Origin of the sequence: Aeromonas sp. 600724 (genome assembly GCF_049175135.1) — a bacterium.
Classification (GTDB): Bacteria; Pseudomonadota; Gammaproteobacteria; order Enterobacterales; family Aeromonadaceae; genus Aeromonas; species Aeromonas veronii_A.
On the sequence record NZ_JAAKUM010000011.1, the window covers coordinates 101,416 to 114,063 of the forward strand.

Annotated in this window: 13 protein-coding genes and 1 pseudogene; all 14 read right to left on the bottom strand. The window is 61.8% G+C overall.

What is annotated here, in order from left to right:
- Positions 1-102 precede the first annotated feature (102 nt).
- Positions 103-210: pseudogene (locus tag G5168_RS11970) on the bottom strand (4a-hydroxytetrahydrobiopterin dehydratase); the annotation flags it as partial.
- A gap of 42 nt (positions 211-252) precedes the next feature.
- Entirely contained in the window at positions 253-591 is a 339-nt protein-coding gene (locus tag G5168_RS11975) for a 4a-hydroxytetrahydrobiopterin dehydratase (RefSeq protein WP_005352635.1), read from the bottom strand.
- 63 nt (positions 592-654) lie between these two features.
- A complete protein-coding gene (phhA, locus tag G5168_RS11980) occupies positions 655-1,449 on the bottom strand; it encodes a phenylalanine 4-monooxygenase (RefSeq protein ID WP_227342660.1) in 795 nt (264 codons plus the stop codon).
- A gap of 153 nt (positions 1,450-1,602) precedes the next feature.
- Positions 1,603-3,033 carry a gamma-aminobutyraldehyde dehydrogenase gene (locus tag G5168_RS11985; protein ID WP_040069353.1) on the bottom strand — a complete coding sequence of 477 codons (1,431 nt, stop codon included), beginning with the start codon at positions 3,031-3,033 and terminating at the stop codon, positions 1,603-1,605.
- Between the two features lie 29 nt (positions 3,034-3,062).
- A complete protein-coding gene (locus G5168_RS11990) occupies positions 3,063-3,890 on the bottom strand; it encodes an ABC transporter permease (RefSeq protein WP_421252261.1) in 828 nt (275 codons plus the stop codon).
- A 35-nt stretch (positions 3,891-3,925) separates the two neighbouring features.
- Positions 3,926-4,894: an ABC transporter permease gene (locus G5168_RS11995; RefSeq protein ID WP_005346227.1), complete on the bottom strand. Its 969-nt coding sequence runs from the start codon at positions 4,892-4,894 to the stop codon at positions 3,926-3,928.
- The gene (locus G5168_RS12000; RefSeq protein ID WP_421252262.1) at positions 4,891-5,904 is read right to left on the bottom strand and encodes an ABC transporter ATP-binding protein; all 1,014 of its coding nucleotides are present in this window, start codon (positions 5,902-5,904) and stop codon (positions 4,891-4,893) included. The genes G5168_RS11995 and G5168_RS12000 overlap by 4 nt, the downstream gene beginning before the upstream one ends.
- A gap of 143 nt (positions 5,905-6,047) precedes the next feature.
- A complete protein-coding gene (locus G5168_RS12005) occupies positions 6,048-7,193 on the bottom strand; it encodes an ABC transporter substrate-binding protein (protein ID WP_227342656.1) in 1,146 nt (381 codons plus the stop codon).
- Positions 7,194-7,390: 197 nt separating this feature from the next.
- A complete protein-coding gene (locus G5168_RS12010; RefSeq protein WP_421252263.1) occupies positions 7,391-8,314 on the bottom strand; it encodes a LysR family transcriptional regulator in 924 nt (307 codons plus the stop codon).
- Positions 8,315-8,504: 190 nt separating this feature from the next.
- On the bottom strand, positions 8,505-9,536 hold the full coding sequence (locus G5168_RS12015) for a YcjF family protein (protein ID WP_040069345.1): 1,032 nt from the start codon (positions 9,534-9,536) through the stop codon (positions 8,505-8,507).
- Positions 9,537-9,589: 53 nt separating this feature from the next.
- Positions 9,590-10,996, bottom strand: coding sequence for a YcjX family protein (locus tag G5168_RS12020; RefSeq protein ID WP_421252264.1), 1,407 nt, complete (start codon positions 10,994-10,996; stop codon positions 9,590-9,592).
- Positions 10,997-11,141: 145 nt separating this feature from the next.
- Positions 11,142-11,546 (bottom strand): envelope stress response membrane protein PspC, encoded by a 405-nt coding sequence (gene pspC / locus G5168_RS12025; protein WP_005333670.1) that lies wholly within the window; start codon positions 11,544-11,546, stop codon positions 11,142-11,144.
- Positions 11,543-11,779, bottom strand: a complete 237-nt coding sequence (gene pspB / locus G5168_RS12030; protein WP_005333672.1) for an envelope stress response membrane protein PspB — start codon at positions 11,777-11,779, stop codon at positions 11,543-11,545. Before pspB ends, pspC begins: the two co-directional genes overlap by 4 nt.
- Positions 11,780-11,782: 3 nt before the next feature.
- Positions 11,783-12,469 (bottom strand): phage shock protein PspA, encoded by a 687-nt coding sequence (gene pspA / locus G5168_RS12035; protein WP_005361184.1) that lies wholly within the window; start codon positions 12,467-12,469, stop codon positions 11,783-11,785.
- Positions 12,470-12,648 lie beyond the last annotated feature (179 nt).

Here is a 12,648-nt window from a genome sequence, read left to right on the forward strand (position 1 = left end):
GTCTCGATCCCCCCAGTGCGAGCGCCAGCCCATAAAAATGCGGGCCCGCCCCGCTTTCGCAGGCAGGCCCGGGTCAACCGATGACGCTGGTGTGGGGCGCGATTACCGGAGTAACTGATCGGTACGCGCTGCCATGATGAAGTCGTTGCGGTGTAATCCGCCGATCTTGTGGGTCCACCAGCTGACGGTCACCTTCCCCCATTCGGTCAGAAATGCAGGAAGGGGGATACTCCGCCTCAACCTGTTCTCAGATTATCTGGGCAATTGGTCTGTACGCGCAGCCATGATGAAGTCGTTACGATGCAAGCCGCCGATCTTGTGGGTCCACCAGCTGACGGTCACCTTACCCCACTCGGTCAGGATGGCCGGATGGTGGAACTCCGCCTCCGCCAGCTCGCCCAGGCGGTTGGTAAAGGCCAGCGCCTCCTTGAAGTTGCGAAACGTAAATTCCCGTCGCAGTTGCAGCGCCCCCTCCTCCACCAGCGGCTGCCAGTCGGGAATAAGCTGCATCAGCTCGCGCAGCTCCTCATCGCTCACCTTGGGGGCATCGGCGCGACACGCTTCACACTGTTGGCTGGCCAGTTCGGACATGGGTTACTCCTGCTTGAATTAATGAAAAATTAATGAAAATGAAATAGGGTTGTTTGCTTTTGGTCAGCTCGCCTGTTTGCCTGCGGCAACCTCAAAACGTGGCGGATAGAGGCCAAGCCGACTGGCCTCCGCCAGAGCAGCCATGATCTCCTCCCCGGCCAGCTGGTAGAGATGATCGAGACTCGGCAGCACAAAATAGGTGGGCTGCATGATGTCGATGCGATACGGGGTGCGCAGCATAGTCAGTAGATCGAAGGGTTGCAGCAGCGGCTTGCCGGAAAGGGCATAAGCTGTCTCGCCGATGGAGGATAGAATGCCACCGCCGTAGATACGCAGCCCGTCCGCCGTGGCCAGCAGGCCAAACTCCACGGTGAACCAGTAGAGACGGGCCAGAAAGACCCGCTCCTCCTTGCTCGCCTGCTGGCCAAGCTGGCCATAGAGGTGGGTAAAGTGAGCAAAAGCGGGATTGGTCAGCATGGCGCAGTGGCCGAAGATCTCGTGAAAGATATCGGGCTCCTGCAGGTAATCGAGCTCGTCGCGGCGCCGGATAAAGGTGGCGACCGGGAACTGGCGGTTGGCCAGCAGGGCAAAGAAGCGGTCAAACGAGATAAGCGCGGGCACTGCCGCCACCGACCAACCGGTGGTCGCCAGCAATACCTCGTTGAGCTCCGCCAGCTGGGGGATGCGATCTCGCGGCAATGTCAGTCTTTCAAGGCCCGCCAGATACTCGTCACACGCCTTGCCTTCAAGCGCCGCCAGCTGACGTTCGATCAGGATCTGCCAGGTGCCGTGCTCTTCGGCCGAGTAGTGGATCACCCCGTCAGCATCCGGCTGGTGGGCGGTGTAGAAGGTTGCCATAGCGGTTCCATCCTCTGGCGCCACATCAAGGCGCCTTGCCGTTTCATCACGATTTCACTGTAACGAAATGGCAACAAAAAAAGCAGCCGACCCATGAGTCGGCTGCCTGAAACAGTTGTAAATAAATTGTGACAACCCGCTAACCAATCCCCACTACAGCTTGACCATGATATGGCGCGGCACCGTGTAATCCTCCAGCGCATAGAGGGAGAGATCCTTGCCGTAGCCCGACATCTTCATGCCGCCGTGGGGCATCTCGGAGGTGAGCATGAAGTGGGTGTTGATCCAGGTGCAGCCATATTGCAGGTGGCTGGCCACCTTGCTGGCGAGGCTCAGATCCTTGGTCCAGACCGACGAGGCGAGGCCATAGTCCGAGTCGTTGGCCCACTGCACCACCTGCTCGGCATCGTTGAAACGGGTCACCGACACCACGGGGCCAAACACCTCGCGGCGCACGATCTCATCCTCCTGCCGGGCCCCGACAATCAGGGTCGGCTCGAAGAAGAAGCCGTTGCCTGGGCGGATCTTGCCCCCCGCCGTCACCTCCACATGACCGCTGCTCTGGGCCCGCTCGACAAAGCTGGCAACCCGGTTGCGCTGTCTGTCCGAGATAAGCGGCCCCATCTCCACCCCCTCCTCGTACTGGCTTCCCACCTTGATGGAGGCCACCGCATCGGTCATGGCGGCGACGAACTTGTCGTAGATCTTGCCCTGGGCATAGATACGGCAGGCGGCGGTGCAATCTTGCCCTGCATTGTAAAAACCGAAGGTGCGAATGCCTGCCACCACCGCCTCCAGATCCGCATCGTCGAAGATGATCACCGGCGCCTTGCCCCCCAGTTCAAGGTGGGTGCGTTTCATGGTGCGGGCGGCGCTTTGCAGGATCTTCTGGCCGGTGGCGATATCGCCGGTGAGCGACACCATCCGCACCAGCGGGTGCTCCACCAGCGGCGCCCCTACACTCTCGCCCCGCCCGCAGATGACGTTGATAACGCCGCGGGGGAAGATCTCGCTGGCCAGCTCCGCCAAACGCAGCGCGGTGAGCGGGGTCTGTTCGGAGGGTTTGAGCACCACCGTATTGCCCGCCGCCAGCACCGGCGCCATCTTCCAGGCCGCCATCATCAGCGGGTAGTTCCAGGGGGCGATACTGCCCACAACACCTATGGGATCACGGCGGATCATGCTGGTGTGCCCCTCGAGATACTCCCCCGCCAGCGGCCCTTGCAGGCAGCGGGCCGCCCCGGCAAAGAAGCGGAAGCAGTCCACCACCGCGGGCAGCTCGTCGTTGAGCACAGCCAGATAGGGTTTGCCGCAGTTGAGGGATTCCAGCGCCGCAAACTCCTCGGCGTGGCGCTCGACGAGATCCGCCAGACGCAGCAGCAGATTGCTGCGGCTTGCCGGGGTGGTGCGGCTCCACTGGGCGAAGGCGCGCTGGGCACCGTTCACCGCCCGGTTCACCTGTTCGAACGAGGCTTCGGGCACGGCGGCGATCTGTTCGCCGTTAGCCGGGTTGAGAATGGGTTCGGCCTGCCCCTCGCCGGTCACAAACTGGCCATCAATCAAGAGTTGGGTTGAGAGTTTCATGGTTGCATCCTTGCGCACGCGTTGAATCATCATTTGCCACTGCCAGCAACATCATGGGTGTCGCGAGTGAGGTAGTAGGCAAGCAAAATGGGGATAGTGGTGAAGGCCACTATGATGAGGGCCACCACGTTGGTGACCGGCCTGTCTCGGGGACGGATCAGCTCCTGATACATCCAGATGGGCAGCGTGGTCTGCTGGCCCGCCGTAAAGGTGGTGACGATCACTTCGTCAAAACTCAGGGCAAAGGCCAGCATGCCCCCCGCCAGCAGCGCCGTGGCCAGATTGGGCAGGATCACGTAGCGCAGGGTCTGGAAGCCGTCGGCCCCGAGATCCATCGACGCCTCGATGAGGCTCTGGTTGGTGCGGCGAAAACGGGCCAGCGCATTGTTGTAGACCACCACCACACAGAAGGTGGCGTGGCCGATAACGATGGTCCAGAAGCTGAACGGGATCTCCATCAAGCCGTAGGCGGAGCGCAGCGCGATACCGGTGACGATGCCGGGCAGCGCGATGGGCAGCACCAGCAAGAGCGACACCACCTCCTGACCGAAGAAGCGGCTGCGGGCAATGGCCCCTGCCGCCAAGGTACCGAGGATCATGGCTGCCAGCGTCGCCAGCCCCGCTACCTCCAGTGACAGCTGGATAGCACGCCACACATCGGGACGATTGAGGGTCACCTCGAACCACTTGAGGGTGAGCCCGGGGGGCGGAAACTGGTAACTCTTGCTCTCGCTGGTGAAGGCGTAGAGGAAGATAAACAGAATGGGAAAGTGCAGGAACAAGAGTCCACCGATGGAGGCGTACTTGAGCAGGCCCGAAGGGCGCTCTCCCTGACGGCTCACTGAGCTAGCTGACATGACGGCCTCCTTGCTGCCGGTTCAAAGCGATAGGGTCAAAGCGCATCAAAGGCTCCTAACCGTTTCGCAATCGCCAGATAGATGGCGATGATAAGGATCGGCACCAGCGAGAAGGCGGCGGCAAAGGGCAGATTGCCCGCCGTTCCCTGCTGCATGTAGACCACCTGACCGATATACATGGTCGAGTTGCCGATGATGCCGGGGATGATGTAATCACCGAGGGTCAGCGAAAAGGTGAAGATGGAGCCCGCCACCACACCGGGCAACGCCAGCGGCAGGATCAGGTTGCGAAAGGTCTGGGCGGGTGTCGCCCCCAGATCGCTGCTCGCCTCCAGCAGGGATCGCGGAATACGCTCCACCGCCGCCTGAATGGGCAGGATCATGAAGGGCAGCCAGACATAGACGAACACGATAAAGGTGCCGAGCCGCGAGAAGGAGAGCGACGGGCCACCTATCACCGGCAGGGAGAGGATGGCATCGAGCAGCCACTCCAGCCCCATGCTGTCTGCCAGCCAGCTCACTACCCCCTCCTTGGCCAAGATCAGCTTCCAGGCGTAGACCCGCACCAGATAGCTGGACCAGAGCGGCAGCATGATCCCTACATAGAACAGCGCCCGGGTCTTGCCACTGGTGTAGCGTGCCATGTAGTAGGCAACCGGAAAACCGAGCAGGGCGCAGGCCAGGGTCACCAGCAGCGACATGCCGACGGTGCGGCCGATCACATCCAGATTCTCCGGTCGCAGCAGGGCGACGAAGTTTTGCAGCCCCAGCTCGTGGCGCACCTGACCGCTGAACTCGTCCAGCCCGAACAGGGAGTTGGAGAGCAGCATCAGCAAGGAGCCGACATAGATGATGCCGAGCCACAGCAGCGGCGGCCCCAGCAGGATCGCCAGCAGCAGGCCGGGCCGACCATAGAGCAGGGTCGAGAGGCGCCGCAGCGGCCTGAAACGGGCAGGTTCGGGCTGATGGTTCATGGCAAGACTCGCACTGTGAGGGGCACTCATGGCTGCGCCCCCTGATGGGCGCCGCTCAGGCGATGGATGGCCTGCTCCGGCCAGCTGAGACTGACCCTGCTGCCACGGGCCAGACGGGCCTGCCCCTCATTGGGGTGATTGACGATGATCTCGAGCTGCTCCCCGAGATCAACCCGATAACGGACGAAGGGGCCCAGATACTCCACCTCGCGGATCTCCCCCGACCAGCCCGGCGCGCCCGCCTCAGCGAGCCGGATCCGCTCCGGGCGCACCATCATCTGGCTGCCGTCACCGCACAGCCGTCTGGCCTGCTCCCCTTCGAACAGATTGACGGTGCCGACAAAGCGGGCCACAAACGGCGTCGCCGGAGCGTCGTAGATGGTATCGGGGGCTGCGATCTGCTCGATCTTGCCCTGACTGAAGATGCAGATCCGGTCGCTCATGGAGAGCGCCTCCTGCTGATCGTGGGTGACGAAGATAAAGGTGATGCCCAGCTGGCGTTGCAGCGCCTTGAGCTCAAGCTGCATCTGCTCGCGCAGTTTGAGATCGAGGGCCCCCAGCGGCTCATCCAGCAGCAGGATGCGTGGCTGGTTGATAAGCGCCCGGGCGATGGCAATGCGCTGGCGCTGGCCGCCGGAGAGCTGGCTTGGGCGGCGCTTGCCGACCCCGGGCAATCGCACCAGCTCCAGCATCTCGTCCACCTTGCGGTAACGCTGTGCCTTGGCGACCCCCTTGAGCATCAGGCCATAGCCGATGTTGTCGCGCACATCCATGTTGGGAAACAGGGCATAGTCCTGAAACACGGTGTTGAGGTTGCGATCATAGGGGGGCACGGTGGAGCAGGGTTCGCCAAACAGGCGGATCTCCCCATCGCTCGGGTACTCGAAGCCCGCGATCATCCGCAGGCAAGTGGTCTTGCCGGAACCGCTCGGCCCCAGCAGGGTAAAGAATTCCCCGGAGGGGATCTGGAAAGAGATGTCATCGACCGCCTTCACCTCGCTATAGTGGCGACTGACCCGGTCAAATTGTACGGCGTTCATGGGGCGTCCTTGTCTGTACTGGGATGGGCCGGACTCCTGTCCGGCCCGCTTGATTATCCGGTTTTGGCAGTCATGCAGAGGAGGCGCAGCTCCCCTGCCGTTGGCAAGGTGGCAGTGGTTCCGACCACCTTGCTCACGCCGCCTCAGCGACCGCCCAGAATGGCGATATAGTCGGAAACCCAGCGGTAATAGGGCACGCAAGTTCCCTGGCTCTTGCACTGGGAGACCGGAGTGCGCCAGAAGCGAACCCGATCGAAGTTGTCGATACCGTTGGTTTTGCACCCGGTCGGGCCCAGCAGGGCATTGCCCTCACAGGCGGCAGGCACCACAGGCACCGAGCCAAACCAGGCGGCGAGATCCCCCTGCAGCTTGTTGCTCAGGGAGTGTTCCAGCCACTTGTAAGCGCAGGTGAGGTTCCTGGCATCGCTGTGCACCATGCTGGTATCGGCCCAACCGGTGACGCCCTCCTTAGGCACAGTGGTGGCGATGGGTTGCTTGTCGGCAATCAGGGCATTGGCCTGGAACGGCCAGGACCCTGACGCGACCACCCCTTCGTTCTTGAAGTCATCGATTTGAACGAAAGCATCATGCCAGTAGCGTCCCACCAGCTGGCGCTGCTTGCGCAGCAGATCGAGGGAGGCCTTGTACTGATCCTCGTTCAGCTCGTAAGGATCCTTGATGCCCAGGGCAGGCTGATGGGTCATTAGATAGAGGGCGGCATCGGCGATGTGGATCGGGCCGTCAAAGGCCTGCACTCGCCCCTTGTTGGACTTGCCATCCGCCAGGGTCTGTTCCTCGAATACCACGTTCCAGGAGTCCGGTGCCTTGGGGAACACCTTGGTGTTGTACATCAGGATATTGCCGCCCCACTGGTAGGGCACGCCGTAGTGCTTGCCATCCACAGTGTGCCAGGGGGCATTTTGCAGCCGGGGATCAATCTTGCTGTAGCTCGGGATGAGTGCCAGATTGAGCGCCTGCACCTTGCCACCGGCAATCAGACGCAGACTGGCATCGCCGGAGGCGGTCACCAGATCGAATCCCCCCTCGTTCATCAAGGCCACCATCTCGTCCGAGGTGGCCGCCGTCTTGACGCTCACCTTGCAGCCGGTCTCTTTCTCGAATCCGGTCACCCAGTCGTAGTTCTTGTCGGTCTCGCCACGTTCGACGTAGCCAGCCCAGGCCACGATATTGAGCTGGCCTTCACCCTTGCCGAGCTCGGTCGGGGCAGCCTGGGTCTGGCCTGCCAGCAGCGCCGGCACAAGAGCCAGCATCAGAGGGGTCAATTTCATCATGCACTCCTTGCATTGTGTTGACTTGCATCAGGTGAAGGAACGCCACCATCGGCGTTAACATCCTGTTAACCAGCAATGAGCTTAGGGGAGTGGCAATACGATGAATATTTCAATTTTTGGTGGCTCAGGTATCAGCTAAATCGATATCGAGTGCAGATGAATCTGATTTTTGGTGGCTCCCCCGCAAGAGATGGCTAGCGAGGGAGCGCCTGACGGGCACGCAACCGGCTCTGATCCCGCGCAATATCGATAAATTCCCGCGCCGTCCAATCCAGCCGAGAACCACGGCGCCACACTAGCCCGATATCGATGGCGGGAATGGGCTCCTTGATGGGGCGCGCCTCGACCCGCTCCTGCTCCAGCGACCAGGGGCGATAGGCAAAATCGGGCAACAGGGCGACCCCGAGCTGGCTCGCCACCAGACTGCGCACCGCCTCCACCGATGCGGTGCGCAGCACGATACGGGGGGAGATGCCGTAGCGACGCAGGCCGCCACCGATGATCTGATCGAGCTGATCGGCGGTCAGCGAGATCATCGGCTCCTCCCCTAGCGCGATGAGCGAGAGGGTCGACTCGGCGCAGAGCGGGTGGTTGGCGGCCAGCCAGAGCCGCAGCGGCGAACGGGTCAGCAATTCGGTATCAAACGCCTCTTGCCGGATGGTGCGGTTGGTCATCAGGATCCCCACATCCACCTCGCCGTTGACGATCTGGTGCTCAAGGAAGGGCTGTTCATCCTCCTTCACCTCGATCTGTACCGCCGGAAAGGCGCGGCGAAAGCGGCCAAGCGCCTCTGAGAGGTAGTAACCCGCCACCAAGGTGGTCACACCGATAGTGAGCCGTCCCTGATCCTGCTGGGCTACTGCTTTGAGGGAGTGGCTCGCCTCGGTCATGGCGCCGAGAATGCGGCGGGCGTGGAGCAAAAACTGGTGCCCCTGAGTGGTGAGGGTGACGCCGCGCGGATTGCGCTCGAATAGCGGGGCGCCGAGCTCGGTCTCCAGCTCGCGAATGGCGCTGGTGACCGCCGACTGGGAGATATGAAGCTCGGCTGCGGCACGGCTCACTGAAAAGCTGTCGGCCACGGCCACAAAATAACGGATCTGGCGAAAGGTAAAGTTCATCGGGCATCCTTGCCGATTGGTACGATGAGTGTGATTGGTAAGATTGACTGCCAGCTTAACCGTAAACGGGCGCCTCGCCAAAACCAGGCACTGCTGCCAACTCAATGATCTGCCGATTAAAACCATGCCCCTGTGGCTTGGCGAGCACGACAGGGGCATGGATCATCGCAGCAAGGTGCAGACAGGGCTATCAGGATTTGTTGAGGTACCCCGCCAGCTGGCCGATCAGCCGCTTGCGCAGCTCGCCGAGTTTGGGTTTCTCGTCCGCACACCAGGGCAGCGGACGGCACGCCTCTATGGTGCGCAGGCCAAGGCGAGCGGTGAGCAGCCCGGCCCCCACCCCTTGCGCCGCGCGGGCAGAGAGCTTGGCGGCAAACTCGGCGCCCAGCAAGTCCATCCCCACCTCGGTCACCAGCTCGGTAGCACCGGCGTAGAGCATGTTGCGAAACACCTGACGGATCAGACGTATGCGGCTCCAGTAGCCAAGTTCGATGGCGTAGACATCGGCGATATCCTCGATCATCCGCAGGTTGCGCCACAGCATCAGCATCATGTCGACGGTAGCGAGCGGACTCAGCGCCACCAGCACAGCGGCCTCCCCCGACCATTTTGCCACCCGCGCCTGTGCCAGCTTGTCGCGCTCGGCGAGCACCAGCTGGCTGTAGAGGGTCAGCACTTCCCGATCGCTGTGGCTCTCATCGAGCTGGGCCAGCCAGGTTTGATACCCCTCGCGCCCCTTGTCGCCACTTTTGACCGCCAACCCTTCGCAAAAGGCCTGCCCCTGCCCGACTCCCTGATGGGCAAGCAGATCTTCTGCTCGCGAGCGTACATCCTGACGCCGCTTGAGAGTGCGTAGTCGCAGCCACTCGCGCCCCACCACGCTGGCGGTCCCCGCCGCCACCAGCGCCGAGGCCGCCAGCCAGGCGCTGCCCCAGAGCGGGGTGGTGAGGAATTGATCGTAAAGAAAGGCGCCATACTGGCCCAACGAGAGCAGACCGACCGCCCCCAGCCCCCACGCCAGCAGCCGATGACGGCGACGCGGTTTGATGACGAGGGCGCTCTCCACCTCGGTGAACTCGTCCAGCTCGTCGAGGCGCTCGAAGCTCGCCTCCTCCAGCCGCTGGGACGGTGCGGGCGGGCGCTCGTCACTGGGCACCGTCAAGGCAGGCTCAAGGATCACCTTGCCCTGCAGCGGTGGCCGCTCTTTTAACTGATCGTTCATCGCATTGTTCTCCTGTGCGCAGCCTTCGGCTCAGGTGCCAAGACCGCACACCGTTATTCGAGGTGATCCCCGAGCAGAAACTCCAGCGCCGCATCGAGCCGGATATGGGGCAACGCCTGATGGGGGCTCATGGGCATAGGGCGAAACGCCTGAAAATCAAAGCCCTGACTGTTCCACCACTGCGCGGGCGGAATATGGGGCGGCACTTCACCCGGGAACAGCAGCAGCGGCTCACCGCTCAGACTGGTGCCGCGGATGGCGGGGAACTCGCGGCCATTGGCCACCCCCTTGCCCACTTCGGTCGCCTTGATGGCGGCAAGCGCCAAGCACTCAGTGGTGATCCCCTCAAAACGGGCTTGGCCGCGGCCGCTGCGCACCAGATGCTGCAGCAGTGAGACCATGGGCGCATGTTGTTCGGGGGTGACGTGATCGGCCTTGCTCGCCACAAACAGCAGCTTGTCGATACGGGGCGAGAAGAGTCGCCGCCACCAGTTGCTCTTGCCGTAGGCAAAGCTCTCCATGATGCGGGCGATGGCCTGCTGCATATCGCCAAAGCTGGCTGCCCCTGCGTTAAGCGGCTGCAGGCAATCCACCAGCACGATCTGGCGATCAAAGCCGGCAAAGTGCTGCTCATAAAAACCCTGCACCAGATGCTGTTTGTACTGCTCGAAGCGCTGCTTGAGAGTGGCGTAAAGAGTGCCATCGGCGGGATCGCTGGCAGGCATCTCCCACACCCAGGGGACAAACTGCAGCATGGGGGCACCGGCATACTCCCCCGGCAACACGAAACGGCCGGGCTGGATCAGGTGCAGCCCCAGCTCCTGTTTGCAAGCATGCAAGTAGGCAGTGTAGCGCTCGGCCAGCTCAGCCACCGGCCGCTCTTCGAAGCGCTGCTCGGCCTGCCACCCGGGGGTCAGCCAGCTGGCGGCGAGTGCCTGCAGCTCTGGGCGACGAAGCTGCTCGCGCACCTGTTCGCTCCACTGCTCGTAGCTCATCTCAAGGAGCGGCAAGTCGAGCAGCCACTCCCCGGGGTAGTCCACCAGATCCACGTAGAGGGTGGAGATCTCCCCCAGATGCTTGCGCAGAGGATGACGGGTGCGATAGCGAATTTCGAGACGCACTTCGGCCACGCCGCGGGTGGGCTCGGGCCAGGCTGGTGGAACGCCAAACAGGGAGTCGAGGCCACGTTCGTAGGCAAAGGTGGGAATGTGGGCATTGAGCTGCGGCACCCGGCGGGCGCCGAGGATACGCCCCTGACGCAGGGCATCCCACAACGGCAAACGGCCGTCGATGGCCGCGTGTTCCAGCTGGTTGACCAGTGCCGTGATAAAGGCGGTCTTGCCGCTGCGAGAGAGGCCGGTCACCGCCAGCCGGATATGGCGATCCCGCACCCGGTTCACCACGTCGTTCGCCTTGTGTTGCAGGCGAGTCAACTTCTGTTCCAGTTTATTGAGTATCAAGGCTTGATCCGTTCTCCCTTGGTGGTTGCATCCGGCGTGATTGGCCGTGCGAGAGGTCGACCGCTTATCCACGTCTGGATAGTTGTCGTCGATGGTGGATCATCACAGAAGATTCCACCATCGACATTGAGTGCTTTGGCAAGCACTACAGCTTGCGAAACTCCCGCTGCAGGGTGAACTCCCTGGAGGTCACCAGCTTCTCGATCCGCTGAACTCTGGGCTCCAGCGCGTCAAGTTCCTGCGCGATGCGGCCCAGCGCCTGATGAGGGGTGATCCCCGCCTGCCAGCTGCGCGCTTTCATCCGCACCTCGGCAAAGTCGGCATCCTCTTGCGAGTAGAGGGTGACCGGCTTTTTATCGAGCAGGAACCAGGCAGCGATATAGGCGGTGAAGGTGATGAAACCGGCGAAGATAAGGCCACTGATGGCGAGCAGCCGCACGATCCAGGTCTCCACCCCGAAATACTCTGCCAAACCGGCACAGATCCCGGCTATCTTGCCGCGCTGGGGATCGCGATAGAGGTTACGCCCTTCACGACTGACACTGCTCATACCTTGTTCCTCCAACCGGGTACTTCCGCGTCCAGAATCGACTCCAGCGCGCCCACTCGCTCCTGCATCTTCTCGGTGCGAGCCAGCAGCCCTTGCAGCTGTTCCCGCTCGCTATCGGCAAGACCGGCGCCAATCCGCCCCTTGGCACGATAGTGCAGCACCAGCCAGATGGGGGCCACCACCACCATGAAGACCACCATGGGAACCATCAATACGCCCAGCAGATCTTCCATCTGTTACTCCCCCTGTTTGCCTTCGCTTTTGCTGTCGCCCTGACCCAGCTTCTGGCGCATCGCTTCCAGCTCGCGGCTTATCTGATCGTCCACTTCCAGCTCGGCAAACTGCTGCGCCAGCGCCTTGTCGGACTGTCCCAAATCGGCGCGCGCTTCCATTTCGTCGATGCGACGCTCCATCCGCTCGAACTTGCTCACCACCGCCTGGCTCTCGCCACGGGCTACCTGGCTCTGCACGTTGAGACGGCTGCTGGCCGCTTCGGTGCGAATGGCCATCGCCTTTTGACGGGCGCGGGCATCTTCCAGCTTGGCTTCGAGCTGACGGATCTCTTCACCCAGCTTCTCGATACCGCTGTCGACCGCTTGCTGCTCGCGGTAGAGGGTCTCTGACAACTCGGTCTGTTTCTTCTTCTCGATAAGGGCGGCGCGGGCCAGATCTTCACGCCCTTTGGTCAGAGCCAGCTCGGCCTTGGCTTGCCACTCGTCGACCCGCTCCTGATGACGGGCGACCTGACGACCAATCTCTTTCTGGCTGGCGAGGAAGCGGGCCAGATTGGAACGCTCCTTGACCAGCTCGTCCTCCATCTCCTGGATGATCAGGCGCACCATCTTCTGGGGATCTTCTGCCTTGTCGAGCAGGGCCGTCAGGTTGGAATTGATGATGTCGGCCAGACGGGAAAAAATACTCATGATTGCACTCCTGTTATTGGCATGGCGTTGTTTCTCCATTGACAATGGCAACTTGTGTGCCAATCTGGAACAAAATTTAACTTGTTGATTTATATGGGGCTGCTTTGCCCCGTTTCAATAGATGTCATGCAGGTGGTGATAAAAATCACCACCTTTTGGTAAGATTGACCAGCTTTAAC

Excerpts from the sequence above, each read along its gene's own strand:
- G5168_RS11975 (WP_005352635.1), bottom strand. The coding sequence starts at position 591 with ATGTCCGAACTGGCCAGCCAACAGTGTGAAGCGTGTCGCGCCGATGCC.
- phhA (WP_227342660.1), bottom strand. The coding sequence starts at position 1,449 with ATGGCAACCTTCTACACCGCCCACCAGCCGGATGCTGACGGGGTGATC.
- G5168_RS11985 (WP_040069353.1), bottom strand. The coding sequence starts at position 3,033 with ATGAAACTCTCAACCCAACTCTTGATTGATGGCCAGTTTGTGACCGGC.
- G5168_RS11990 (WP_421252261.1), bottom strand. The coding sequence starts at position 3,890 with ATGTCAGCTAGCTCAGTGAGCCGTCAGGGAGAGCGCCCTTCGGGCCTG.
- G5168_RS11995 (WP_005346227.1), bottom strand. The coding sequence starts at position 4,894 with ATGAGTGCCCCTCACAGTGCGAGTCTTGCCATGAACCATCAGCCCGAA.
- G5168_RS12000 (WP_421252262.1), bottom strand. The coding sequence starts at position 5,904 with ATGAACGCCGTACAATTTGACCGGGTCAGTCGCCACTATAGCGAGGTG.
- G5168_RS12005 (WP_227342656.1), bottom strand. The coding sequence starts at position 7,193 with ATGAAATTGACCCCTCTGATGCTGGCTCTTGTGCCGGCGCTGCTGGCA.
- G5168_RS12010 (WP_421252263.1), bottom strand. The coding sequence starts at position 8,314 with ATGAACTTTACCTTTCGCCAGATCCGTTATTTTGTGGCCGTGGCCGAC.
- G5168_RS12015 (WP_040069345.1), bottom strand. The coding sequence starts at position 9,536 with ATGAACGATCAGTTAAAAGAGCGGCCACCGCTGCAGGGCAAGGTGATC.
- pspC (WP_005333670.1), bottom strand. The coding sequence starts at position 11,546 with ATGAGCAGTGTCAGTCGTGAAGGGCGTAACCTCTATCGCGATCCCCAG.
- pspB (WP_005333672.1), bottom strand. The coding sequence starts at position 11,779 with ATGGAAGATCTGCTGGGCGTATTGATGGTTCCCATGGTGGTCTTCATG.
- pspA (WP_005361184.1), bottom strand. The coding sequence starts at position 12,469 with ATGAGTATTTTTTCCCGTCTGGCCGACATCATCAATTCCAACCTGACG.